This window comes from Wenjunlia tyrosinilytica, assembly GCF_014646055.1.
GTDB classification, from domain to species: Bacteria; Actinomycetota; Actinomycetes; order Streptomycetales; family Streptomycetaceae; genus Wenjunlia; species Wenjunlia tyrosinilytica.
The window spans coordinates 39,518-64,176 of the sequence record NZ_BMMS01000004.1; the positions used below are offsets into that span (position 1 = coordinate 39,518).

Here is a 24,659-nt window from a genome sequence, read left to right on the forward strand (position 1 = left end):
GGCGACTGCGAGCGTGACCCCATGACGGACATCGCCATCACCGCGCTCGCCCACCGCGACCTCGACTTCAACTCCCCTCTCTCGGACGTCCGGGCCGTGGGACTCATCCACTCGCTGCGTCCCTTGGCCGGTGCCCGGATCCTGGATCTGGGCTGCGGCTGGGCGGAGTTGCTGCTGCGGCTGCTCGAGGCGGAGCCGACCGCGACGGGCGTCGGAGTGGACACCCATGAGGCCGCGCTGGAGCGGGGGCGGGCCAACGCGGCCGCACGAGGGCTCTCCGACCGTGTCCGCCTGGAGGCCGCCGACGCGGTCGCCACGGCGGCGAACGGGACCGGTGGCCCCGTGGACGTGGTCACGGCCATCGGCGTCACCCACGCCTGGGGCGGCGCCCGTCACACCCTTGAGGCGGTGCGTCCCCTGCTGCGGCCGGGCGGGCGGTTCCTGTTCGGGGAGGGCTTCTGGGAGCGGCCCCCGACCGCGCGGGCGTCGGCGGGGCTGAAGGCGCGGCCGGAGGACTTCCTGTCGCTGAGCGAGCTGGTGGACCTGGCCATCGGCTGCGGCTACCGGCCGCTGGCGGTGTCCGTGGCCAACGCCGACGAGTGGGACTCCTTCGAGTCCCGGTGGTGCGGCGGGCTGGAGCGGTGGCTGCTGGAGCATCCCGCGGACCCCGCGGCCGGGAAGGTGCGGGCAGTCGCCGACGAGCACCGCGACGGCTGGCTCGGTGGATACCGGGGCGTGCTCGGATTCGCCTACCTCACCCTGGCCGCATCCACGGCGCCCTCCGCCCCGTCCCGCTGGGTCCACCGCGGCTCCACCTCGGGAAGGGCCCTCGGGGCGGGCAACGAGGCGTCCGATTCCCGCCGGTCATGGACGGCGGACGCCCCCGACGATGGGGGCATGGAGACCGCGTACGAGATCCGGGCCATCGGGCCCGAGGCGCTCGAGCAACTGAGGGTGCGGGACGACGCCGGGCGGGTGCCCCGGCCGGTGCGGGACGACGAGGGCGGCAGCCCGTTGCGCTGCTGTCTGAAGCGGAGCCTGCCCGGTGAGGCGATCCTGCCGGTCGCCTACGCTCCCCTGCGGCGGTGGGCGGCGGCCACGGGCGCCGACCCTGGGCCGTACGAGGAGGTCGGGCCGGTGTTCATCCACCCGGGCCCGTGCTCGGGGCCCGACGGGGACGGGGTGCCCGAGCAGATCCGCGGGGAGCGTCGGGTGTGCCGGGCCTACACCGCCGACGGCCGGATCAAGGAAGGCGTACTGGTCGACCCGGGCCACCCCGAGGCGGCCGGCTCGATCGAGGAGGCGCTCGCCGAGCTGTTCGCGAGCCCGGACACCGCGCTGGCGCATGTGAGGGCCGTGGAGTTCGGCTGCTTCACCTACGAGGCGCGCCGCCGCGAGGGCTGAACGCAATGGTCGAGGAAGAGCGGCGGGCCCCGGCTCGTGCCGGGGCCCGCGTTCGTGCGGGTGCTCTCGGACGGTTACTTCACGAGGCCGTAGGCCTTGTAGATCGTCTGGTTGGTGACATTGCCGTCCTTGTCGTCCAGCTTGACCTTGAACGAGACAGAGGTCGCGTTCTCGGGGTGGCTGAGCTTGAGGACCCGGTTGCCCTGGTCCATCGTGACCGGGGCCTTCTTCCACGTGGTGCCCGCGTCGTAGGAGACCCGCACGTCGAGGGTCTTGAGGTTGGAGCCCGCAGCCGGGCCCTGGATCCGCAGCGGGACGGTCAGCTTCTTGCCCGCCTTGGCGGTGCTGGCCAGGGTCAGCTTCGGGGTGAAGCGGACCGTGGACAGCGGGAGCTTGACGGGGCCGTCACCATCGGGGCGGGACGAGGAGAACGTCCAGTCCGCCACGACCCGGGTGCTGACGGCCGAGACCGCGCTGCCGCGGCTGACATCGGTGCTGATCTTGTACGTGGTCTTGGCGTCCGGCAGTTCCGCGGTGAGCGGGCACGGCGTGGACTTCTCGTTCAGGATCGTCCTGCCGTCGCCGGTGACGACGGTCTTGGCCTTGCTGAACACCGAGCCACCGACGTGACCGGACCCATCGGTGAACATCGGGATGCACAGGCGCAGTTCGTCCTTGGTCCGAAAGGCACCGCTGTCGTCCGACGCCTTGCCGACGCTGGGGCCGAACACGCCCTGGTTGAACGTGGTGCGGTAGACCTTGCCCGCCTCGTAGGTGCGGGCAGGGCCCTCCTGGGCGGTCTCGTCCTCGCCCTTGCTGTCCTCCTGGGAGAAGAAGAAGGCCCAGGCCACACCGGGCAGGATGTTGACGTAGTGCTTGGCGGTTCCGGGGATGGCGGAGGTGCCCACGGCGCCGCCGACGATGCCGCCCTCGTCCCCGCCCGCCCATTGAGCGCCGACGAGGCCCTTCTTGCCCTTGGCGGCCGATCCGGCGATGACATCGACCTGGGCGAGTTCGTCCTTGGTCGTCTTGTGGCGGTACCCGGTGTAGAAGGAGCCGTGACGCTGGTACACCAGGTTCCACCGGGTGCTGCCCTTGCCCCAGATGCCTCCGATGGAGCCGGTGAACTGCTTGGCGGTCAGCTTCGGACCGAAGTGTGCGGTGGTGACGCCCTTGAAGTCGGGGGACAGCCAGGAACTGCCGGCGCCCTCTCCGATGGCGACGTTCCAGTTGACGTAGCCGAAGAGCTGCTTCGCGGCGCTGTCCGGCAAGGTGATCTTGATCGGCTTGGTCTTGCGGGCGTCGATGGTGAGCGAGGTGTCCTTGGTCACGGACAGCTTCGGCCGCAGGATGAGCGCGACGTCGGCGTCGTCGCCCCCGCGCGGGGTGAGGACGGGTGTGTCGACGGCGTAGATGCCCTTGGGCACACGCACCTTGATGGTGCCCTTGCCGGACAGTTCCCAGTAGACCGGCCGGTCCAGGCCCTTCACGAGGCCGTAGTGGGCCTCGGCGGGCTTGCCCTTGGCGTCGATGAGCTTGAGCGTGAGGTTGTAGGACTCGGCCTCGCGCTCGACGGCGAGCGAGGTGCGGACCGTCTGGCCCTCGGCCTTGGCCACGAGGGCGCCGGTGTACGCGCCGTCCTTGGCGTCCACCCTGGTGTCGGCGGTCACCTTCACGTCCGCGGTCTTGCCCGCGGGCACGGTGACCTTGTCGACATCGGCCTTGAACAGTCCCTCGGGAGCGGGCTTGCCGTCGGGGCCGAGGGTCTGCACGGCGAGGTCGAGGGTGACGTCGGCGTTACCGGTGTTGCGGTAGGTGATCTTCTTCGTCACCGGCTTGTCGTCGTCGTGCGGCCACTGCTGGGTGCCGAACCCGACCGAGGTCTGGTCGGTGGCCACGGACTGCTTGATGGCCGTGGTCAGGTTCACCCGGCCGGTGCCCTGCTGGAAGGCCGACAGACCGTCACCGGGCTTGGCCGAGGCGGTCAGTGCCCGCTTGATCTGCCGGCCGCTCCAGTCCGGGTGCTGCGAGGCGATCAGCGCGGCGGCACCGGCGACATGCGGAGTCGCCATGGAGGTGCCCGACAGCTTGACGTACCCGGGTGCGGCCGGGGTGCCGATGACGCCCTTGGCCGCCTTGGCCGCGACGATGTTCACCCCGGGGGCGGTGATGTCGGGCTTGAGCGAGCCGTCGGCGGTGGGGCCGACACTGGAGAACTCGGCGAGCTTGTCCGACTTGTCCACGGCGCCCACGGTCAGCGCCTCGGCCGCGCTGCCGGGCGAGCCCACGGTCCTGTCGCCGGGGCCCGCGTTGCCCGCGGCGATGGCGAACAGCACGCCCTTGGTGGTCGACAGCTTGTCGACCGCGGCCTCGAGCGGGTCCACCTCGGGGGTGTCGTCACCGCCGAGGCTGAGGTTGACCACCTTCGCGCCCTGGTCGACGGCCCACTGCGCGCCCGCGATGATCCCGGAGTCGCCGCCCGAGCCCGAGTCGTCGAGGACCTTGGCCGACAGCAGCTTGGCGTCGGGGGCGACACCCTTGTACTTGAACTTCGACTTCTTGCCCGAGCCCGCAATGGTGGAGGCGACGTGCGTGCCGTGGCCGACGTGGTCGACATTGTTCTTGGAGTCGGAGAAGTTCTTCTTCGCCACGACCCGGTCCGACAGGTCCGGGTGGGTGTCGTCGACGCCGGTGTCGAGCACGGCGACCTTGACGCCCTTGCCGGTGTAGCCGGCCTTCCACGCGTCCGGCGCGCCGATCTGCGGGACGGACTTGTCCAGGCTCGCCCGGCGCACGCCGTCCAGCCAGACCTTGGCGATCCCGGCGGCCGCGCCGCGGGAGACACCGGAGCCGTCGGTCAGCGCGTCCCACACCTTCGAGGAGGCGGACTTCCTGGCGGTCAGCGCCTGCCCGCCGACCACGGGCAGGTCGCGCTTCACGGTCAGCCCGGCGGAGCGCAGCGCGGCCTTGGCCTGCGCCTTGTGCGCGGTGTAGGCGACGATCAGCGGCAGCGTGCCGCGGTGCTGGTCGTCGTACTTCGACTTCAGCAGCTCGGTGACGTCGAACAGACGCCGATCGAGCCTGCCCTGCGAGACCAACTTCGCGGCGTCCACGGGGATCACATACGAGTGCCCCTTCAACCGCCTGACGGAGACAGCCGTCCCCTTGCGGCCCTTGCCGGGCGTGACCGACGTGACCCGTCCCTTGGCATCGACACGGACCCGGTCACCCGTGATGAGCGTGACGGTCCGGCCGGCCTTGTTGGCCACCGTTTCACCGCTCTTCCACTGATCGGGCCACTGATCGTGCTTGAGCGTGGGCGCGCCCTGAGCGCCCGACGCCATTCCCAGCGACAATGCTGTCGCCAGTGCGGCGGCCAGGATCGCCCCGGCCCTGTTCCTGGATCGCAACAACTCTTCACCTCGAATCGCCTTGCGATATGCGGGTGAACGGCAGGCGGCAAGAAGAGCTGGTGTATTCCTTGGAAGCCCTTATGGCCCACCGCGCTCCGCCTGAGGGGCCCATGCTTCCTTTCCCTCGCTTCACGAAACAAGGGAGTTTTCCTGGCAGTTGTGTAACAGCGGCGGCATTCTGGGAGGTGTCCGAATTACGGACGGAACGGAAGCGCCCCGGCCGCCCTGCGCCGCCGCCGGTGGCCTTCACATGGATCGTGGAGATCTGGTTCCTCATGCCGATGCCGGACCGCGCCCGGGACGCGCCGCAGCTCCGAAGAACATGTGGCTGGACGTCAGGCGGCACGGACGGGTGGAGCCTGAAACATTGTTGAGAGCGTGACGAGAATGCGCGAGGGCGCGCCCGGCGGTGTGCCGGACGCGCCCTGCGGCAGTGCGAGCGGGGCGATTGCCTGCCGGTCAGGTGCCCCGCTTGCGACCGTAGACAAATACATCGTCGCCGTTCCTCAGCATGTCCCAATATTTGGCGGCGTCGCCCTTGCGCATATTCACGCAGCCGTGGGATCCGGGAGGCGACCACACGTCACCGGCGATGGAGTGGAAGGCCTGGCCACCGTCGAAGAATTGACTGTAGGGCATCGCCACGTCGTAGAGGTCGGACCAGTGGTCCTTGTCCCTCCAGTAGATCTTCTTGGCGCCGGTACGGGTCTCGTAGTGGTCCCGCCCGGTGCGCACCGGCACGGGCCCGAACTTCAGCGTCTTGCCGTCCTGGATCCAGCTCAATTGCCGGGTCAGGTCCACACAGGCGATCCGCCCCTTGTTGGTCGGGCATCGGCCGGCCTTGTTCGGGTTCTTGCCCGCGGCCTTCTGCTGGAGCATCAGGTCCATCACCCCCCAGGTGATGGGACCCGCGTAGCCGATGTTGGGGCTTATCCCGTGCTTGGTCTGAAAGGCCTGGATGGCCTTGCAGTCGGCCGGTGACTGCCTGCCGTCGACCGGGCGGCCGAGGAACTTCTCGACCTCCTTCTGGTACGGGCCGGTCCGCGTCGTACAGGACGCCGCCTGGGCGGGCGCGCCGAACGCGACCGTCAGCGGCACGACCATCCCCGCGACGCCGAGCGCCGCGCCAAGTCTGCGGCGTACCGCCGCGCTTGCTCCCATTTTCTTTTGTCTCCCCTCGGCACACCCCCCGTGGGCTGTGACGCCGCACGGTACCTGTCGCCGATTAGGACATCCGACGGCCACCCGTGGTTGCGATGGCCGTCGAGGGGATCGGGGCAGTGGGAGTGAGGGGCGCGATCAGGCGGCGCTTCCGGCCTTCCACTGCGCCCAGGAGAGGTTCCATCCGTTGAGGCCGTTGTCCGGAGAAACAGTCCGGTCGGGTGAGTGCACGACGTTGACGACGTCCCCGGTGATGGAGTTGTCGAAGAACCAGGCGGCGTCGGTGGCGCTGTCGCCCCCGCCCTTGACGTCCTGCACGCCGATGCAGCCGTGGCTGGTGTTGACCTTGCCGAAGACGCCCTTGCCCCAGTAGTTGCCGTGGACGAACGTGCCCGTGTTGGTCAGGCGCATCGCGTGGGGCACGTCGGGGATGTCGTACTCGCCCTTGCCGTCGTCCTTGACGAAGCCGACCGTGGCCCCGTTCATCCGGGTCTGCTTGAACTTCTCGGCGATCACCATCTGCCCGTTGTACGTGGGGTTGTCCGGGCCGCCCGCGGAGATCGGCAGGGTCTTGATCACCTTGCCGTCGCGGGTGACGGTCATCCGATGGGTCTTGGTGTCGACCGTGCTGACCTGGGAGCGGCCGACGGTGAAGGTGACGTCCTTGGACTGGACGCCGTAGACCCCGGCGGAGCCCTGGACGCCCTTGAGGCGCAGCTTCAGGGTCACCTTGGAGCCACTCTTCCAGTACTCCTGCGGGCGGAAGTCGAGGCGGGTGCCGCTGAACCAGTGCCCGACGACCTGCTGGCCGCTGGTCGAGGTGACGGTGATCGCCTTCTGGATCCGGGCGCGGTTCTGGATCGCCTTGTTGAAGTTGATCGACACCGGCATCCCGACGCCCACGGTGGAGCCGTCCTCGGGGGTGAAGAAGCCGATGACGGTGTTCGCCGCGGACAGGGTCGCGAACGAGGCGTTCTTGGTCTCCTGACGGCCCTTGGGGTCCTTGGCGACGGCCGTGAGCCGGTACTTCATGGCCTGGTCGAGCCTGACCGAGGGCTCCCAGGAGGTGCCGTCGGGCGAGATCGCGCCGGTGACCGGCTTCCCGGTCTCGACGGCGGTCATGGAGACGGCGGTGAGCTTGCCGCCCGCGACACGCACCTTGACATCACCTTCGCGATTGACGTTGTTCGCGCCGTTCTTCGGGGTGATCGTTATGGACGCGTCCGAGGCCTGCCTGGCCGCGGCCTGGTCGGCCTTGGCCTGGGCGGAGCCGGCCTTGCCGGAGTCGGCGGAACCGGAGCCGCTGGTGGTGCAGGCGGTCAGCGACAGGGCAGCGCCGACCACGACGGCGGCGCTCGCCAGGCCGGGGCGCAGACGTCGCGTTCCCGGGGCGGGGCGGTTCCCGCCCTCCCGGTCGCCGGTACGGCTGGCGCTGGTCGGAACGACCTTCACTCGCATCTCCACTACTTCTGCTGGGTCGGTTCGCGGGGTCCCATCGGCAGAGCCCCTGGGGCGGCGAGGCCTCGGGGGCTCCACATGTGGAACAAACACTTCCCATAGGAACACTCGCTACACCGTTCCGGTTGCCGCCCGCGGCGAAATGTGGGAAAGCCCACTCAACGCCCCGTTTCGACCGTGACCACGGGCAATGGGGTCCGTACCCTCCGTTCCATGAGCGAAGAATCCGCCCCCCGGTTCGCCCGCCTCCAGGTGGAGCTGGTCGTCGAGATCACCGACCCCGACGAGCTGGCCTCAGCGGCGCTGGCGGAGGTGGCGAGCGACGAGTACATGACCGACGAGGAGCGCAGGCACGCGGTGTCGGCGATCAAGGAGGACGACACCGAGGCGCTGGCCTACCTCATCGACCCCTTCGACCTGCTCAACACGGTGCCGGGCATCGAGCTCGCGCAGGCCTCGTGGCAGTGCTCCAAGGCCGACTACGACCCCGACAGCGAGGACTGGGCCCTGGGCGAGGACGAAGGGGACGGTGACGAAGGGGACGGTGACGAGGGGGACGGCCGCGAGGTGAGGTAGGCGACGGGAGCGCGGGCGCCGCGCGGGCGGGAAGAGCGGGCGGAAGCATCAGGAAGCCGACGTCGAACTTCCCGCCGCGAGCTTCCTGTCAGTAGCATCGGGCAACGTCAACACGCCGCTCCCGCAGGGGGATCCGTTGGACATACGCCGTCTGCTCATCGCCACCGCGGCCGCCGCGGTCCTCATCGCGCTGATGTTCGTCCCCTCGGCGACAGCCTCGGGCCGGCAGCCCCACAAGGGGTCGGCGGGCGAGACCCGGACGGTGGTCTCGGACGCGGCGGGCCGTGCGGTCGGCGCCGCGCTGACGGCCGAACGCTGAGCCGGACGGACGCAGGGCCTGGACGGACGCAGGGCGTCCCGGAGAGGGGGCGGACGACTTCAGGGGCCGGGCAGATACCCGGCCCCCTGAGTTGCGCGGTCCGCCGCACCGCTCTCGCGTCCGCGGCGGCCGGCGCCCGGCGCCGTCAGGCGAGCAGGCCCGTGGCCGACTCGGCGGCGTCGACCAGGCCGCCGGAGCGGACGAAGGCCTCGGCCTCGGCCAGGTCGGGGGCGAGGAAGCGGTCCGTGCCCGGGCCCTGGACGCCCGCCTCGCGGGTGGCCTTCAGGATCTCCCGAGTGGCCTGCGCGGGTGAGGCGTTGGGGTTGCCCCACTGCCGCATCTCGATGGCGCGGGAGGCGGCCACCAGCTCGACGGCGATGATGCGGGCCAGGTTGTCGACGGCCGTGCGCAGTTTGCGCGCCGCCGACCAGCCCATGGACACGTGGTCCTCCTGCATCGCGGAGGAGGGGATGGAGTCCACCGAGGCGGGGACGGCCAGCCGCTTGTTCTCCGAGACCAGGGCGGCCTGGGTGTACTGGGCGATCATCAGACCCGAGTCCACGCCGGGGTCGTCGGCGAGGAACGGCGGCAGGCCGTGGGAACGGTTCTTGTCCAGCAGCCGGTCGGTGCGCCGCTCGGCGATGGAGCCGAGGTCGGCGACGGCGACGGCGAGGAAGTCCAGGACATAGGCCACGGGGGCGCCGTGGAAGTTGCCGTTGGACTCGACCCGGCCGTCGGGCAGGACGACGGGGTTGTCCACGGCCGCGGCGAGCTCGCGCTCGGCGACCAGCCGGGCATGGGCGAGGGTGTCCCGTCCGGCGCCCGCGACCTGCGGGGCGCAGCGGATGGAGTAGGCGTCCTGGACACGGGGGGCGTCGTCCTGGTGGTGGCCGGTCAGCTCGGACCCGGCGAGCACCCGCCGCATGTTCTCCGCGCTCGCGGCCTGGCCGGGATGCGGCCGGATGGCGTGCAGCTCGGGGGCGAGGACGCGGTCGGTGCCGAGCAGTGCCTCGAGGGAGAGGGCCGCGGTGATGTCGGCGGAGGTGAACAGGCGGGCGAGGTCGGCGCAGGCCATGACCAGCATGCCGAGCATGCCGTCGGTGCCGTTGATGAGGGCGAGGCCCTCCTTCTCGCGCAGCTCGACGGGGGTGATCCCGGCCTCGGCGAGCAGCTCGGCGGCGGGGCGAATCGTTCCCTCCGAGCCTTCCTCGCCGGTGCCCGGGCCTTCCGCAAGGCCCTCGCCCATGAGCACCTGCGCGCAGTGGGCGAGCGGGGCCAGGTCGCCGGAGCAGCCGAGGGACCCGTACTCGTGGACGACCGGGGTGATCCCGGCGTTGAGCAGCTCGGCCATGGTCTCGACGACCACCGGGCGCACCCCGGTCCGGCCGGAGGCGAGGGTCTTCAGCCGCAGGAACATCAGCGCGCGCACGACCTCGCGCTCGACCCGGGGGCCCATGCCCGCGGCGTGGGAGCGGACCAGGGAGCGCTGGAGCTGGGCACGCAGCTCCGGGCTGATGTGGCGCACCGCGAGGGCGCCGAACCCCGTGGAGACGCCGTAGACCGGCTCGGGCTTGGCCGCGAGGGCGTCGATGACTTCACGGGAGGCGGCGACGGCTTCCACCGCGCTCGGGGAGAGCTCTACCCGCGCCCCACCCCTTGCGACGGCCAGCACGTCGTCGGCATTCACGTCGGACGGGCCGACCACCACAGTGTGCAGATTCATATTCACGCAGCCTAGGGACTGAATCGGTTTCTGTCATCACCTGTCCCGTAGGGTCATGGCATGGGACGGGTCACCACGCGGCGCAGGGTCGTGCGCCTCAACGGAGACACAGTCGGCGCGCGCCCCGACACTCTTGCGGGCGAAGAGCCGCTGGAGATCAGGGTCAACGGCGAGCGGCTGACCGTGACCATGCGCACCCCGGGCCACGACTTCGATCTCGTGGCCGGATTCCTGGCCACCGAGGGCGTCATCGGATCGCCGGACGAGCTCATCGCACTGCGCTACTGCGCGGACGGAGAGAACACCTACAACCTGCTCGACGCCGCCCTCGTGCCGGGCGTGGCACTGCCGGCCTCGCTGAACCGCAACCTGCTCACCACCAGCGCCTGCGGCATCTGCGGACGCGACAGCATCGACGCGGTGCGCACCCGCACCCGCTGGCCGGTGGCGGGCGACCCGGTGCGGATGACCCCCGAGGTGCTCTACACCCTGCCGGAGACGCTGCGGGCGGCGCAGCGCACCTTCTCCTCCACGGGCGGGCTGCACGCGGCCGGGCTGTTCACGGCCGACGGCGAACTGCTGTGCGCGCGCGAGGACGTGGGGCGGCACAACGCCGTGGACAAGGTCGTCGGCTGGGCGCTGCGCGAGGGGCGGCTGCCGATGCGCGGGGGCGTGCTGATGGTGAGCGGACGGGCCTCGTTCGAGCTGACGCAGAAGGCGGCGATGGCCGGGATCCCGGTGCTGGCCGCGGTCTCGGCGCCCTCCAGCCTGGCCGCCGACCTCGCCGAGGAGCTGGGACTGACCCTCGTGGGCTTCCTGCGCGGGCGCTCGGCCAATGTGTACACGGGCGCGGAGCGGATCGCGGTGGGCGACTGAGGCGCGCCGGGCCGCACCGGGGCCGCGATCTCGGACGGCGAGGCCGGGGCGTGCGGGCCGTGCGGGACCGGACCGGGGGTAGGCGGCCGGGCGGTCGACGGGCCCCGGCGGACGGGTCACCTCACCCCTCCCGTGCACCGCGGAAGCGGCGGCGCTCGGCGGCCTGGACGGGCGGCAGCACCGCGGCGCCGGTGCGCCCCGCGGCCACCGGGCCCAGCGAGTCCGCCGCCTTCGCCCGGTACTGGGCGGCGTCGGCGAGCCTGAAGAGCGTGGCCGGGGTGGTGACCGGGCCGATGGGGTCCCCGGTGGAGGCGACCCCGCAGGCCACCCCGTCGCCGTAGGGCAGCAACCGCGACCTGCGGCACACCTCCTCGGCGACGCGCAGGACCTCGTCGGCGCCGCTGCCCTCGACGACCAGGCAGAACTCGTCCCCGCCCAGCCGGGCCGCGATGGCCCCGGGCAGTGTGGCGGCGCACATGGCCAGCTCATTGGCGAAGCTGGTCAGCAGCTGATCGCCGAGGTCGTGGCCGTACTCGTCGTTGACCCGCTTGAGACCGTTGACGTCGCACATCGCGAGGGTCACCACCGTTCCGTCGCGGCGGTGGTGCTCCAGTGCCTCGTCCAGGCGGGCGTCCACCGCCCGGCGGTTGGCGAGTCCCGTGAGCGGATCGGTGAACGCGAGCCTGCGCACCTGCTCCAGTTGCTCCGTCTGGGCGATCCCCGCCCCGATCAGCGAGGCCAGGACGGTCGCGAACTCCTCGTCGTGCGCGTCGAACCGCGGCTCGCCGGGGCCCCGCGCCACATACAGCTCGCCCCAGGCCCGCCCGTGCAGAAGGACCGGCGCCACCACACAGCTGGAGCGGCCCCGGCGGCGCAGCGCGCCCACCCTCCCCGGCGGCTGTTCCGCCCGCCGGTCGGCACCGGCCGCCGCACCGGGCCCTTCGGCGGTCTCCACCCAGGCGCGCGGCTCGCCGCCCTCGGTCCAGCGCTCGTGGAGGAACCGGACGATCTCCGGGAAGTCGGCGACGGCATAGGCCTCGTCCTTGGGCAGCTCCTCCTCGCCGGGGGCGAGATCACCGCTGTTGACGAGCACCCGCAGTTGCCCCCGCTCGCGCTCCCACCGCGAGATCGCGGCCATCGATCCGCCGAGGGCGCGCCTGGCCAGGTCGGCGGCGGCCCGCACGGCGTCCATCGGCTCGTGGGCGGAAGCCAGGGCACGGGCCAGCCCGACCACGGCCTGCACACGTTCCTCGGCCCGTTGGTGCGGTGGCTGGTTTCCGTGCCCCAGTCCTATCGCGTCGTCCACAGATGGTGCCTCTCGCTCCTCCCAAGCATGCCCGGGTCACCCCAGGCTAGGAAGGTTTGCCGAGTTCTGAGACATCGGTGGGCCGCAAGTGGCGCAACGGTCCGCCGCGCCCGTCGGCACCGCCCGGGCGGGCTGGGGCTACTGTCCCGGCCACCGCGGCTCGCGCTTCTCGTTGAACGCCCTGACGCCCTCGGCGCGGTCCCCGGAGAAGGCCACCGTCCGCCAGGCGGCGTCCTCCACCTCGAGACCGGTCCGCAGATCCAGGCCGTGGCCCAGGCGCAGGGCGCGCTTGGCCGCCCGCAGGCCCACGGGGGAGTTCGCGGCGATCCGCTCGCCCATCGCCAGGGCCTCCTCGCGGTCCCTGCCCTCCTCCACGAGGAAGTCCACCAGGCCCAGCTCTCGGGCCTCGGCCGCCTCCACCCGCCGTGCGGTGAAGATGAGCTCGGCGGCGCGCGCCGAGCCCACCCGGCGGGGCAGCAGCTGCGTTCCCCCGCCGCCCGGGATGACGCCGACCGACACCTCGGGCAGGCCCACCACGGCGGTCGGGTCCGCCACGATCACATCGCAGGACAGCGCGATCTCGAAGCCGCCGCCGAGGGCGAAGCCGTGCACCGCGGCGACCGTCGGCACGGGGATCTCCAGCACCGAGGTGTAGGCCGCACGGGTGAATGGGCGCTGCCGGGACAGGTCGGCGTCCGTGAAGTCGTTGCGCTCCTTCAGATCCGCGCCGACGCAGAACGCCCGCTCGTGCGAGGAGGTCACCACGACCGCCCGGACATCGCGGTCCGCCCCCAGCTCGTGGCATGCCTGCGCCAGGGCCTTCGCCATCGCCGTCGACATCGCGTTCATGGCCTTGGGCCGGTCGAGCACCAGTTCCGCCACGAATCCCTGCCTGCGTACCGCGATCCACTCGCCGTAGCGCTGCTCGTCGCCCATGCCGCTGCCCCGCCTTCGCCTGTGAAGCCGCCGATTGAGTGACCACGTCGTCGCGGTCACCGCCGGGGCCGCAGCTTAGGGCCTCAGTGGCTCAGGGCCTCAGTGGGCGGGCCGCTGAGGCGGCTTCCTGCGGGTCAGCAGCCAGGGCTCCACCAGGCCCAGTCCGCGCACGGGCCGACGCCACATCGGCTGGACGGCGAACCGGTAGCCGGTGTTCTCGTCCTCCTTCTCCGCCTCGGCCTCCGAGACGGGGGCGTCGCCGGAGCGGCCGAGCGCGGCGACCATCTCGCCGTCCACGAGGACATTGTCCTTGGGGGCTATCGAGGTCAGACGGCTGGCGAGGTTGACGGTCGTGCCGAAGACGTCGCCCATCCGCGTCGTCACCGCGCCGAACGCCATCCCGACGCGCAGGGCGGGCATCGTCTCGTCGTTGCCCATGGTCTCTATCAGCCGCAGCCCGATGTCGGCGGCGGTGCCCGCGTCGTCGGCGACGAAGAGCACCTCGTCCCCGAGGGTCTTGATCAGCCGGCCGCCGTGCGCGGCCACGAGGTCGGCGGAGGTCGTCTCGAACGCCTCGACGAGTTCGCCGAGCTCCTCCTCCTCCAGGCGCTTGGACAGCCGGGTGAAGCCCACGAGATCGGCGAAACCGACGGCCAGACGGCGGTTGACGGTCTCCTCGTCGTCGGCGGCCTGCACCACCCGGCCGGTGACGGCGGCGAGCTGGCGCCGCCAGACGTAGTTGAGGAACTCCTCCAGCTCGGGGAGGAGCAGCTCGACGAGCGGGTAGGCCATCTCGGCCCGGCTCATGCCCAGCTCACCGGGGTCGGTGAGCCCCTCCAGGAAGGAGTCGATCTGCCACTCCGCCAGCCGGGCGGTGGTCTGCCCGGTGGAGCGGGCCACCTGCACCGCCATCGGCTCGCTCAGCAGCCCCGCCTCGACCAGACCGGCCAGACGGCGCAGCGCGATGACGTCGGCCTCGGTGAGCGCCCTCGCCTGCCCGATGTCGGCGAAGCCCATCGCCCTCCAGAACCGGGCGGCCATGTCCATGGGCACTCCGGCGGCCCGGGCCGCCTGGAAGGGGGTGTAGCGGCGGTCGGCGCCCATGATCAACTGCTCGAGGCGCAGCGCGATCGGGTCCTCGCCCTCGGTGGCGGGGGCGGGGGCGGCCCCGGAGTAGTCCTCTGTGTCGGCGCCGGTCTCGGTGCCGGAGGCGGCGGCCCGCTCCGTCTGCCGATGTCGGGGCGCGGCCTCGAAGCGATCGGCCCGGCCATTGTCCACCGCGGGCCGGTCCGGCTGATCCCGCCGGTCCTGCCCGTCCTGCCCGTCCCCCCGGTCCGGCTGACTCCGCCCGTCCCACCGGTCCCGTTCGTTCCGCACGGCGTGCTCTTCCCGCCCGGCGCCCCGGGCGGACCCACCGCCCGGCACCGGGCCGAAGTCCGCGTCGTCCGCTGTCACCGCACGCCCCCCGCGGTCGGCTGCCGCACAGCCGCACCGTCGTTCCCGTAGTGCCCGCTGCTCATCCTCTTCCGCCCGGACGAGCCGCCGCCCTTTCCACCACCAGCCGGTACAGGTCCCGCTGCGCCGCCTCCACCTGCGGCAGGCCCACCAGCACGACCCGCCCGCGCTGCTCGCTCGACTCCACGACGAGCGTCCCGCAGCCGAGCAGCCGCTCCAGCGGCGAGCACTGGCGGAACGAGACGTCGTCCACCCGCACCAGCGGCATGTCCCGGCCGTCCCGAGCCAGCAGACCGCTGCGCACGATGAGCCTCTGACTGGTGACTACGTATCGCGTGGACAGCCAGTTCAGCCATGGCAGTACCGCCCACCGGACGATCGCGGCGAGCGCGAGCAGGGCGACGGCCCAACGCAGCCAAGGCTTCGACTCCCCCTCCGGCACCAGGGCCATGGAGAACCCCGCCGCGCCGCATGCCGCGACGAGCGCGGCGGCCGGGGCGGCCAGGACCTTCCAGTGCGGATGCACATCCAGCTCGATCTCCTCGTCGGCGGCGAGGAGCTTGGCGGGAAAGCCCATGAGCATGTCCTTCCTCACACCAGCCAATGGCGGAAGGATGCCCGCAGGATCGCCGCGCGTCGCCGCATGTGCGGCTCAACGATACGGCAGATGTGCCGCAGCTCACTCTTGACGGGGAACGATCGCTCACATACACGCTCCAAACCGGCTTTCGAGCCAGCGCCGCGCCGGACCCGGGAAGAGCCGGGGACCGGGCTCAGGATCGGGGCCGCACGTGCACCACGTCCCCGGCCCCCACCGCCTGCCGGCCCTCGTCCGTTGCCAGCACCAGCCGCCCGTCCCCATCGACGGCGACGGCCTCGCCGACCAGCTCCCGTCCGCCGGGCAGCTGCGCCAGGACGGTCCGCCCGAGTGTGGAGCACCCCGCGGTGTACGCCTCCTGGAGCCGGGAGGCCGCGGGGTCGCCCTCGGCGTCCCGCCACAGGGTGTACCAGTCGCCGAGCTCGCGCAGCACCGCCCGCAGCAGGGGGTCCCGGTCGCTCACCGGGGAGCCAGCCAGCGCCAGTGACCCGGCCGTGGGGACGGGCAGCTCGTCGGCGCTCAGCGACACATTGATCCCTATGCCGACGACGACGGTGTCGCCGATCCGTTCCGCCAGGATCCCGCCGGTCTTGCGCTCCTCGCCGTCCACGGTGACCAGCAGGTCGTTGGGCCACTTCAGCGCGGTGTCCACGCCCGCCGTGCGGGCCAGCGCCGAGGCCGTGGCCACCCCGGCGAGCAGCGGCAGCCAGCTCCAGCGGCTGACCGGTACCGCCGTTGGAGCAAGGGCGACCGAGAAAAACAGTCCCGATCGGGCGGGGGCGCTCCAGTCGCGCCCGAGGCGGCCCCGCCCCGCCGACTGCTCCTCGGCGACCAGGACGGACCCCTCGGCCGCGGTGCCCTCGCGCAGCCGGGCGGCCAGATCACTGTTGGTGGAACCAGTGACCTCCACCACACCGAGATCCTTCCAGACCGCGTCCGAGGTCAGCAGCGCCCGGCGCAGCGCGGCCTCACTCAAGGGGGGTCTGTCCAGGTCGGACCAGCGTGAACGGCCTTCTCCGCGCTTCTGGGCACTCATCGTTCCACCCTATTCCCCATCTGGTGGAACCCCACAAATCGGCGGGCTCACCACTGTGGCCGACGCCGCAGTGGCGAGCGGCGACGTGATGGATACGCTACGAACGGGGAAACATCACCGCGCAAGCTTGACGATCAAGCTTTCCTAGGGCAGGAGAACCGCTTCGATGGCCGAGTCGGAAATCGACATCCACACCACCGCGGGCAAGCTCGCGGACCTGCGGCGGCGCATCGAGGAGGCCACCCACGCCGGGTCCGCCCGAGCGGTCGAAAAGCAGCACGCGAAGGGGAAGATGACCGCGCGTGAGCGGGTCCACCTCCTCCTGGACGAGGGCTCCTTCGTCGAGCTGGACGAATTCGCCCGCCACCGCTCCACCAACTTCGGCATCGAGAAGAACCGCCCGTACGGCGACGGCGTCGTCACCGGCTACGGCACCATCGACGGCCGCCCGGTGTGCGTGTACTCCCAGGACTTCACCGTCTTCGGCGGCTCCCTCGGAGAGGTCTACGGCGAGAAGATCGTCAAGATCATGGACTTCGCCCTGAAGACCGGCCGCCCGATCATCGGCATCAACGACGGCGGCGGTGCCCGTATCCAGGAAGGCGTGGTCGCCCTCGGCCTGTTCGGCGAGATCTTCCGCCGCAACACCCACGCCTCCGGTGTGATCCCGCAGATCTCCCTGATCATGGGCCCCTGCGCGGGCGGCGCGGTGTACTCCCCCGCGATCACCGACTTCATCGTGATGGTCGACCGGACCTCGCACATGTTCATCACCGGCCCCGACGTCATCAAGACCGTCACGGGCGAGGACGTGGGCTTCGAGGAACTCGGCGGCGCCCGCACCCACAACGCGACCGCGGGCAACGCCCACCACATGGCCCCCGACGAGAAGGAGGCCGTGGAGTACGTCAAGGCGCTCCTGTCCTACCTCCCGTCGAACAACCTCGAGGAGCCCCCGGCCTTCCCGGACGAGGCGGACCTCGAGGTCTCGGCCGAGGACCTGGAGCTGGACGCCCTCATCCCGGACTCGCCCAACCAGCCCTACGACATGCACAAGGTCGTGGAGCACATCCTGGACGACAACGAGTTCCTGGAGACCCAGGAGCTGTTCGCGCCGAACATCATCACCGGCTTCGGCCGGGTCGAGGGCCACCCGGTCGGCATCGTGGCCAACCAGCCGATGCAGTTCGCGGGCACCCTCGACATCGACGCGTCCGAGAAGGCCGCGCGGTTCGTGCGCACCTGCGACTCGTTCAACGTCCCCGTGCTGACCTTCGTGGACGTACCCGGCTTCCTGCCCGGCACCGACCAGGAGTGGAACGGCATCATCCGCCGCGGCGCCAAGCTCATCTACGCCTACGCCGAGGCCACCGTCCCGCTCATCACGGTCATCACCCGGAAGGCCTACGGCGGCGCCTACGACGTCATGGGGTCCAAGCACCTCGGCGCCGACCTCAACCTCGCCTGGCCCACCGCCCAGATCGCCGTCATGGGCGCGCAGGGCGCGGTCAACATCCTGCACCGCCGCACCCTCGCCGAGGCCAATACCCCGGAGGAGGCGGAGGAGCTGCGCCTGCGGCTCATCGCCGAGTACGAGGACACCCTCCTCAACCCCTACGAGGCGGCCGAGCGCGGGTACGTCGACGCGGTGGTCATGCCGTCGGAGACCCGTTCCAACCTCGTCAAGGCGCTGCGGACCCTGCGCAACAAGCGTGAGTCCCTGCCCCCGAAGAAGCACGGCAACATCCCGCTCTAGGGCTCGAGGAGTGTCTTTCGTGAACGTCGTACGGGGCAACCCCACCCCCGAGGAACTGGCCGCGGTGGTCGCAGTGGTGGCGGCCTCGCGTGCCTGCGGCACCGCGGCCCCGGCCGAGGGCCCGGTCTCGGTCTGGTCCGACCGCGCCCGCAACATCCACCGGATGCCGTACCCGGGCCCCAGCGCCTGGCGCTCGTCCGCCTGGCCGCTTTGAACCCCGGCCCGTACGGCCACCCGGCCGGCCCGGGCCCATGGTTCACCCGGCCGACCGATCCGGTCACCTTGCCGTCGGCGCCTGAGTACCCGTACTCAGGCGCCGACGGCGTTGCCGGAGGACCATCTTCAGCATGCTGTGGTCCGACCGCCAACGAGACCAGGAGCCGCCGGAGACGCGGCACGCCCAGGCGATGCTGCGCCGAGCCGGCCTGCTGCTGGCGATCGCCGCCGTACTCCTGATGGCCCTCGTTGTCGCCCGTTAGCGCTCCTCTCCTACCCTGAGCGGCATGACCGATCAGCGCACCGTCGTCCTGGCATCCGCCTCCCCCGCCCGGCTGAACCTGCTGCGGCAGGCGGGACTCGTCCCCGAGGTCGTCGTCAGCGGAGTGGACGAGGACGCGATCACCGCGGACTCCCCCGCCGATCTGGCCCGCGTGCTCGCCGAGGCCAAGGCCGACGCCGTGGCACGGCGCCTGGAGGACGGTCAGCTGGTCATCGGCTGCGACTCCGTCCTCGACCTGGACGGACAGGCGTTCGGCAAGCCGCGTGACGCCGACGACGCCACGGCCCGCTGGGAGGCCATGCGCGGCCGCCAGGGCGTGCTGCGCACCGGCCACTGCGTGATCGACACGGCGAACGGGAAACGGGCCTCGGCCACCGCCTCCACGACCGTGCGCTTCGGCACCCCCAGCGACGCCGAGGTCGCCGCCTATGTGGCGAGCGGTGAACCCCTCCATGTGGCGGGCGCGTTCACCCTCGACGGCCTGGCCGCCCCGTTCATCGACGGCATCGACGGCGACCACGGCAATGTCATCGGCCTCTCGCTGCCGCTGCTGCGCCGCCTGCTCGCGGAGGTGGATGTGGCGATCACGGACCTGTGGCGCTGACGCAGTCGGACGCCTCGCGCCGGGGGACGGCGGCCGGGCGCGGCCGCGGCGGCCTACGCGGCGGCGTCGGCCGCGGGGCCGGGCGGGGCCGAGGAGTCCAGGGGTTCCACGGGGGCCTCGTCCTCACCGGCCACCATCAGGCTCAGCACCAGCAGGCCCAGTTCCACCATCGCGAACGCGAACACCTCCCAGCCGATGATCCCGACCGCGATCATGCCCACGACGGCGTTGACGAAGATGCCCGTGATGACCAGCGCCCGTCCCAGCCGTCCGAGGGCGCGCTCCCGGAAGGCCGCGAGGAACAGCCGCACGCAGATGGCCACGAGGAAGAGGCCGAACACCCCTCCGGCGATCCAGGTGCCGAGCGACATCAGATCGGGGTCGGCGCCGCCGAGCGACATGTTCTGGTGGTCGACGACGATGCCCATCACCCAGTTGACGGCAGCTATGGCCACCGCCTCCAGCAGCAGCAGTACGGCCGCCGAGATCAACACCGCCTTGCGCACCGCGCCCACCTCCGCTGGATCCTTCCCGGACACGCCGAACCTACTAACGGGTAATCCACGTCACAAGAGGCGTGCGCACACCACTCGTTCGGATGGACCGATCGGCAAAGTTTGTGGACTTCATCAGTAGGAAGCCAACAAAGACCGCGTCGGTCGAGAGATGCACGAGACTCGCCGGGTAGACAAGAACCAGGCATGGGCCGTTGCGAAGTGGGCCCGAGGGCCGGGCGTACCCTGATAAAACTGGGCAGTCGGGCTCTCGCGCACCAGTTGTGTCACCGAACGTGTGTGCAAGGTCACCTACGGGGGCGGCTCGGCAACACATGTCGCCAGTACCTAAACTCACGTAGGTTCAAGAAGGGAGCCATCGTGCGCAAGGTGCTCATCGCCAACCGCGGAGAGATCGCAGTCCGCGTCGCCCGCGCCTGTCGGGACGCCGGTATCGCCAGCGTGGCCGTCTACGCGGATCCGGACCGGGATGCGCTGCACGTCCGCGCGGCCGACGAGGCCTTCGCGCTGGGCGGCGACACCCCGGCGAGCAGCTATCTCGACATCGCCAAGGTCCTCAAGGCCGCCGCCGACTCCGGCGCGGACGCCATCCACCCGGGCTACGGATTCCTCTCCGAGAACGCCGAGTTCGCCCAGGCCGTCATCGACGCCGGGCTGACCTGGATCGGCCCGCCGCCGCAGGCCATCCGCGACCTCGGCGACAAGGTCGCCGCCCGCCACATCGCCCAGCGCGCCGGCGCCCCCCTGGTGGCGGGCACCCCCGACCCGGTCAGCGGCGCCGAGGAGGTCGTCGCCTTCGCCGAGCAGCACGGCCTGCCGATCGCCATCAAGGCCGCCTTCGGCGGCGGCGGCCGCGGCCTGAAGGTCGCCCGCACCCTCGAAGAGGTCCCCGAGCTCTACGAGTCCGCGGTCCGCGAGGCCGTGGCCGCGTTCGGGCGCGGCGAGTGCTTCGTCGAGCGCTACCTCGACCGCCCCCGGCACGTCGAGACCCAGTGCCTGGCCGACCAGCACGGCAATGTCGTGGTGGTCTCCACCCGCGACTGCTCGCTCCAGCGCCGCCACCAGAAGCTGGTGGAGGAGGCCCCGGCCCCGTTCCTGACCCCCGAGCAGAACGAGCAGCTCTACCGGGCGTCCAAGGCCATCCTCAAGGAGGCCGGATACGTCGGGGCGGGCACCTGCGAGTTCCTGGTCGGCCAGGACGGCACGATCTCCTTCCTCGAGGTCAACACCCGCCTCCAGGTCGAGCACCCGGTCACCGAAGAGGTCACCGGCATCGACCTGGTCCGCGAGATGTTCCGCGTCGCCGACGGCGAGAAGCTCGGCTACGACGACCCGCCGCTGCGCGGACACTCCATCGAGTTCCGTATCAACGGCGAGGACCCGGGCCGCAACTTCCTGCCCGCCCCCGGCAGCGTGACCGCCTGGAAGCCCCCGACCGGTCCGGGCGTGCGCCTGGACGCGGGTGTCGAGGCCGGCTCGGTCATCGGCCCGGCCTGGGACTCGCTGCTGGCCAAGCTGATCGTGACCGGCGCCGACCGCAAGCAGGCCCTCCAGCGGGCCCGCCGCGCGCTGGCGGAGTTCGAGGTCGACGGCATGGCCACCGCCATCCCGTTCCACCAGGCCGTCGTCGAGGACCAGGCGTACGCCCCCGAGGTGCACGGCTCCTCCGACGCGTTCACCGTCCACACCCGGTGGATCGAGACCGAGTTCGACAACACCATCACCCCGTTCGCGGGCGGCGCCCCCGCCGAGGAGGACGAGGACACCGGTCGCGAGACCGTGGTGGTCGAGGTCGGCGGCAAGCGCCTGGAGGTCACCCTCCCGGCCGGTCTCGGCGCCTCCGCCGCGGCGGCCGCGGCGCCCGCGGGCAAGAAGCCCAAGCGCAAGGCGGCGAAGAAGGCCGGCGCGGCGGCGTCCGGTGACTCCCTCGCCTCCCCGATGCAGGGCACGATCGTGAAGGTCGCGGTCGAGGAGGGCCAGCAGGTCAACGAGGGCGACCTGATCGTGGTCCTCGAGGCCATGAAGATGGAGCAGCCCCTGAACGCCCACCGCTCCGGCACGGTCAAGGGCCTGGCCGCCGAGGTCGGCGCCACCGTCTCCTCCGGCGCCGTCCTCTGCGAGATCAAGGACTGAGCCGTCCTCCGAGACTTCACGGCCGTGTCTTTGACGGCCTGATATCGAGGTCCGGGAGATCCGAGACCGACACCCGTTCACTCGAACGGCACAAGGCCCCGGCGGGTTCCACCGCCGGGGCCTTCGCGCGCCCCGGTTCACCGCGCGGCTCAGCGCCTCGGGGCGAAGTCGGCCACCCTGGCGCCGTGCTGGAGCGCCTGGCGCCGCTGTCCCGGGACGGGGAGGTCTCTACGGCGGCCCGGGCCCGCCTCGACCCCGCTAGGGCCTGCGGGGGCCACCGCCACCTGCACCCCTCGGTCGGCGAGGGCCTGGAGCTCGGTCGCCGCCCGGTCGTCGGCGGCGGACGGGTCGTCGGTGACCAGGTGCGTGATCAGGTCCGTGGGCACGGTCTGGAACATCGTGTCGGCCCCCAGCTTGGTGTGATCGGCGAGCACCACCACCTCCCCCGCCGCCTGCACCAGCGCCCGGTCCACGCTCGCGGAGAGCATGTTGGACGTCGACAGCCCCCGCTCCGCCGTGAGGCCGGCGCCGGACAGGAACGCCCGGGAGACCCGCAGCCCCTGGAGGGACTGCTCGGCCCCGCTGCCGACCAGCGCGTAGTTGGTGCCGCGCAGGGTGCCCCCGGTCATCACCACCTCGACGCGGTTGGCGTGCGCCAGGGCCTGGGCGACGAGCAGGGAGTTGGTGACCACGGTCAGCCCCGGCACCCTCGCGAGCCGGCGGGCCAGCTCCTGGGTGGTGGTGCCGGCCCCGACGACGATGGCCTCGCCCTCCTGGACGAGTCCCGCCGCGAGGTCGGCGATGGCCGTCTTCTCCGCGGTGGCCACATGGGCCTTCTGTGGATAGCCGGACTCCCGGGTGAACCCCCCCGGGAGTACCGCACCGCCGTGGCGGCGATCGAGCAGTCCTTCGGCCTCCAGCGCACGCACATCCCGCCGTACGGTCACTTCGGAGGTCTGGACGACGCGGGCGAGCTCCCGGAGCGACACCGCTCCATTGGCCCGCACCATTTCGAGGATCAGTTGACGACGCTCAGCTGCGAACACGAAACTGACAGTAACGCGGATGACCGTCTGCTTTCAGCAGTTTGCACCTATTACCGGAAGTTGTTCGCACAGGAGCCCCAAAGGTGCTAAGCACGTTGGTTGGGCACCTCGGACGGCGCCCGGCCCCCCGTCGGCGGCCACGAGGGGGCCGACGCCGGTGGTCGGCTGCGTACGCGGGGTCGTACCGATGAGGACGCCTCGGGGCGCGTCACGGGTGAGCCCCGCCGGGGAGCGGAGTCCCTCCCGGCACCTCTGCGGACGCGCACCTCTGCGGACGCCGACGGATGTCGGCGGACGGCCGGACCCGGTGGACCGGCGGACGGACGGACGGGCGGGCGGACCCGGCGGATCAGAGGTAGTCCTCCGCGGCCTTGCGCGTGTGCAGCTGCCGGGCGACCTCGGCGATCGAACCCGACAGGGACGGGTACACGGTGAAGGCGCTCGCGATCTGCTCCACCGTCAGATTGTTGTCGACCGCGATCGAGATGGGGTGGATGAGCTCGCTCGCCCTGGGCGACACGACCACACCGCCCACCACGATCCCCGTGCCGGGGCGGGCGAACAGCTTCACGAAGCCGTCCCTGATGCCCTGCATCTTGGCGCGCGGGTTGCGCAGGAGGGGCAGTTTGACGTCCTTGGCGGCGATCTTGCCTGAGTCGACGTCCGCCTGCGTGTAGCCGACGGTGGCGATCTCGGGGTCGGTGAAGACGTTGGAGGCCACGGTCTTGAGGTTCAGCGGCGTCACCGCGTCGCCCAGGATGTGGTACATCGCGATCCGGCCCTGCATGGCCGCCACCGAGGCGAGCATCAGCACACCGGTGCAGTCGCCGGCCGCGTAGATGCCGGGAGCCGTGGTCCGCGAGACCCGGTCGGTCCAGACGTGGCCGGAGTCCTTCAGCCGGACGCCCGCCTCCTCCAGGCCCATCCCCGCGGTGTTGGGGATCGAGCCGACCGCCATGAGGCAGTGGCTGCCGGTGATCACGCGTCCGTCGGACAGGGTCACCTCCACGCCGTCGCCGATCCGCTTGACCGACTCGGCACGCGAGCGCGCCATCACGTTCATGCCCCGGCGGCGGAAGACGTCCTCCAGGACGGCCGCGGCGTCGGGGTCCTCGCCGGGCAGCACCCGGTCGCGGCTGGAGACCAGGGTGACCTTGGAGCCGAGCGCCTGGTAGGCACCGGCGAACTCCGCGCCCGTCACACCCGATCCGACCACGATCAGCTCCTCCGGGAGCTCGTCGAGGTCGTAGACCTGGGTCCAGGTGAGGATCCGCTCGCCGTCCGGCTGGGCGTCGGCCAGCTCACGGGGGTGGGCGCCGGTGGCGATCAGCACGGCGTCGGCGATGAGGGTCTCGGTCGAGCCGTCGACCGCCTCCACGGCCACCCGGCGGACACCGTCGGTCTGCTGGGCGCCCGTCAGCCGGCCGCGGCCGCGCATGACACGCCCGCCCGCGCGGGTCACCGACTGGGTGATGTCGTGGGACTGGGCGAGCGCGAGGCGCTTGACGCGGCGGTTCACCTTGCCGAGGTCGACGCCCACGACACGGGCCGCCTGCTCTATCGGGGGGGTGTCGTCCGCGACGATGATCCCCAGCTCCTCGTACGAGGAGTCGAACGTCGTCATCACCTCGGCGGTGGCGATGAGAGTCTTGGACGGAACGCAGTCGGTGAGCACCGAGGCGCCGCCGAGCCCGTCGCAGTCGACGACCGTCACCTCCGCACCGAGCTGCGCGGCGACCAGGGCCGCCTCGTATCCGCCGGGTCCGCCACCGATAATCACGATCCGAGTCACGTGCCCCATTGTCCCGCACGCGCCAAGGTGCCACCTACCGGGTGCCCCAACGT

Annotated in this window: 21 protein-coding genes; 9 read left to right on the forward strand and 12 right to left on the reverse strand. The window is 71.4% G+C overall.

Translation table 11 applies throughout. The features are described from left to right. Positions 1–21: 21 nt before the first annotated feature. A complete protein-coding gene (locus IEY86_RS37780; protein ID WP_308425100.1) occupies positions 22–1,404 on the forward strand; it encodes a DUF1203 domain-containing protein in 1,383 nt (460 codons plus the stop codon). A gap of 74 nt (positions 1,405–1,478) precedes the next feature. Here IEY86_RS37780 and IEY86_RS05640 read toward each other — a convergent pair whose 3' ends face one another. The 3 genes from IEY86_RS05640 to IEY86_RS05650 all read right to left on the reverse strand — a co-directional run bounded on the left by IEY86_RS05640 (position 1,479) and on the right by IEY86_RS05650 (position 7,352). Then, positions 1,479–4,814 (reverse strand): S8 family peptidase, encoded by a 3,336-nt coding sequence (locus IEY86_RS05640; protein WP_229698176.1) that lies wholly within the window; start codon positions 4,812–4,814, stop codon positions 1,479–1,481. A gap of 462 nt (positions 4,815–5,276) precedes the next feature. Next, positions 5,277–5,978: a L,D-transpeptidase family protein gene (locus tag IEY86_RS05645; RefSeq protein WP_189130409.1), complete on the reverse strand. Its 702-nt coding sequence runs from the start codon at positions 5,976–5,978 to the stop codon at positions 5,277–5,279. Positions 5,979–6,116: 138 nt separating this feature from the next. Then, entirely contained in the window at positions 6,117–7,352 is a 1,236-nt protein-coding gene (locus IEY86_RS05650; RefSeq protein ID WP_229698202.1) for a L,D-transpeptidase, read from the reverse strand. Positions 7,353–7,649: 297 nt separating this feature from the next. Here IEY86_RS05650 and IEY86_RS05655 point away from each other — a divergent pair, with 297 nt between their 5' ends. Together IEY86_RS05655 and IEY86_RS05660 are read left to right on the forward strand one after the other, a co-directional pair. Then, complete coding sequence (locus IEY86_RS05655) at positions 7,650–8,012, forward strand: hypothetical protein (RefSeq protein ID WP_189130411.1); 363 nt, start codon at positions 7,650–7,652, stop codon at positions 8,010–8,012. Between the two features lie 136 nt (positions 8,013–8,148). After that, on the forward strand, positions 8,149–8,331 hold the full coding sequence (locus IEY86_RS05660; RefSeq protein WP_189130412.1) for a hypothetical protein: 183 nt from the start codon (positions 8,149–8,151) through the stop codon (positions 8,329–8,331). A gap of 145 nt (positions 8,332–8,476) precedes the next feature. On the opposite strand, the gene hutH is transcribed toward IEY86_RS05660, so the two are convergent. Beyond that, positions 8,477–10,048, reverse strand: a complete 1,572-nt coding sequence (hutH, locus tag IEY86_RS05665) for a histidine ammonia-lyase (RefSeq protein WP_189130610.1) — start codon at positions 10,046–10,048, stop codon at positions 8,477–8,479. A gap of 66 nt (positions 10,049–10,114) precedes the next feature. On the opposite strand from hutH, the gene fdhD reads away from it, so the two are divergent. Further along, positions 10,115–10,930 carry a formate dehydrogenase accessory sulfurtransferase FdhD gene (fdhD, locus tag IEY86_RS05670; protein WP_189130413.1) on the forward strand — a complete coding sequence of 272 codons (816 nt, stop codon included), beginning with the start codon at positions 10,115–10,117 and terminating at the stop codon, positions 10,928–10,930. A gap of 121 nt (positions 10,931–11,051) precedes the next feature. Here fdhD and IEY86_RS05675 read toward each other — a convergent pair whose 3' ends face one another. The 5 genes from IEY86_RS05675 to IEY86_RS05695 all read right to left on the reverse strand — a co-directional run bounded on the left by IEY86_RS05675 (position 11,052) and on the right by IEY86_RS05695 (position 16,261). Continuing rightward, the gene (locus IEY86_RS05675; protein ID WP_189130611.1) at positions 11,052–12,122 is read right to left on the reverse strand and encodes a GGDEF domain-containing protein; all 1,071 of its coding nucleotides are present in this window, start codon (positions 12,120–12,122) and stop codon (positions 11,052–11,054) included. A 252-nt stretch (positions 12,123–12,374) separates the two neighbouring features. Further along, entirely contained in the window at positions 12,375–13,172 is a 798-nt protein-coding gene (locus IEY86_RS05680) for an enoyl-CoA hydratase/isomerase family protein (protein ID WP_189130414.1), read from the reverse strand. A gap of 99 nt (positions 13,173–13,271) precedes the next feature. Then, a complete protein-coding gene (locus IEY86_RS05685; RefSeq protein ID WP_229698178.1) occupies positions 13,272–14,627 on the reverse strand; it encodes an adenylate/guanylate cyclase domain-containing protein in 1,356 nt (451 codons plus the stop codon). A 61-nt stretch (positions 14,628–14,688) separates the two neighbouring features. Further along, positions 14,689–15,222, reverse strand: coding sequence for a PH domain-containing protein (locus tag IEY86_RS05690; RefSeq protein ID WP_229698203.1), 534 nt, complete (start codon positions 15,220–15,222; stop codon positions 14,689–14,691). A 178-nt stretch (positions 15,223–15,400) separates the two neighbouring features. Beyond that, positions 15,401–16,261, reverse strand: coding sequence for a biotin--[acetyl-CoA-carboxylase] ligase (locus IEY86_RS05695; protein ID WP_189130416.1), 861 nt, complete (start codon positions 16,259–16,261; stop codon positions 15,401–15,403). Between the two features lie 166 nt (positions 16,262–16,427). On the opposite strand from IEY86_RS05695, the gene IEY86_RS05700 reads away from it, so the two are divergent. The 4 genes from IEY86_RS05700 (at position 16,428) to IEY86_RS05710 (ending at position 19,120) form a co-directional block, all read left to right on the forward strand. Continuing rightward, entirely contained in the window at positions 16,428–18,017 is a 1,590-nt protein-coding gene (locus IEY86_RS05700; protein WP_189130417.1) for an acyl-CoA carboxylase subunit beta, read from the forward strand. Between the two features lie 19 nt (positions 18,018–18,036). Next, on the forward strand, positions 18,037–18,231 hold the full coding sequence (locus IEY86_RS05705) for an acyl-CoA carboxylase subunit epsilon (protein ID WP_189130418.1): 195 nt from the start codon (positions 18,037–18,039) through the stop codon (positions 18,229–18,231). Positions 18,232–18,364: 133 nt separating this feature from the next. After that, entirely contained in the window at positions 18,365–18,496 is a 132-nt protein-coding gene (gene mmpB / locus IEY86_RS37505; protein WP_265803787.1) for a morphogenic membrane protein MmpB, read from the forward strand. Between the two features lie 24 nt (positions 18,497–18,520). Beyond that, on the forward strand, positions 18,521–19,120 hold the full coding sequence (locus IEY86_RS05710) for a Maf family protein (RefSeq protein WP_189130419.1): 600 nt from the start codon (positions 18,521–18,523) through the stop codon (positions 19,118–19,120). Positions 19,121–19,173: 53 nt separating this feature from the next. Here IEY86_RS05710 and IEY86_RS05715 read toward each other — a convergent pair whose 3' ends face one another. Further along, complete coding sequence (locus IEY86_RS05715; protein ID WP_189130420.1) at positions 19,174–19,626, reverse strand: hypothetical protein; 453 nt, start codon at positions 19,624–19,626, stop codon at positions 19,174–19,176. 369 nt (positions 19,627–19,995) lie between these two features. On the opposite strand from IEY86_RS05715, the gene IEY86_RS05720 reads away from it, so the two are divergent. Beyond that, positions 19,996–21,768, forward strand: a complete 1,773-nt coding sequence (locus IEY86_RS05720; protein WP_189130421.1) for an acetyl/propionyl/methylcrotonyl-CoA carboxylase subunit alpha — start codon at positions 19,996–19,998, stop codon at positions 21,766–21,768. Positions 21,769–21,917: 149 nt separating this feature from the next. Here IEY86_RS05720 and IEY86_RS05725 read toward each other — a convergent pair whose 3' ends face one another. Together IEY86_RS05725 and IEY86_RS05730 are read right to left on the reverse strand one after the other, a co-directional pair. Continuing rightward, positions 21,918–22,814, reverse strand: coding sequence for a DeoR/GlpR family DNA-binding transcription regulator (locus IEY86_RS05725; RefSeq protein WP_189130422.1), 897 nt, complete (start codon positions 22,812–22,814; stop codon positions 21,918–21,920). Positions 22,815–23,163: 349 nt separating this feature from the next. Next, a complete protein-coding gene (locus IEY86_RS05730) occupies positions 23,164–24,615 on the reverse strand; it encodes an NAD(P)H-quinone dehydrogenase (RefSeq protein WP_189130423.1) in 1,452 nt (483 codons plus the stop codon). Positions 24,616–24,659 lie beyond the last annotated feature (44 nt).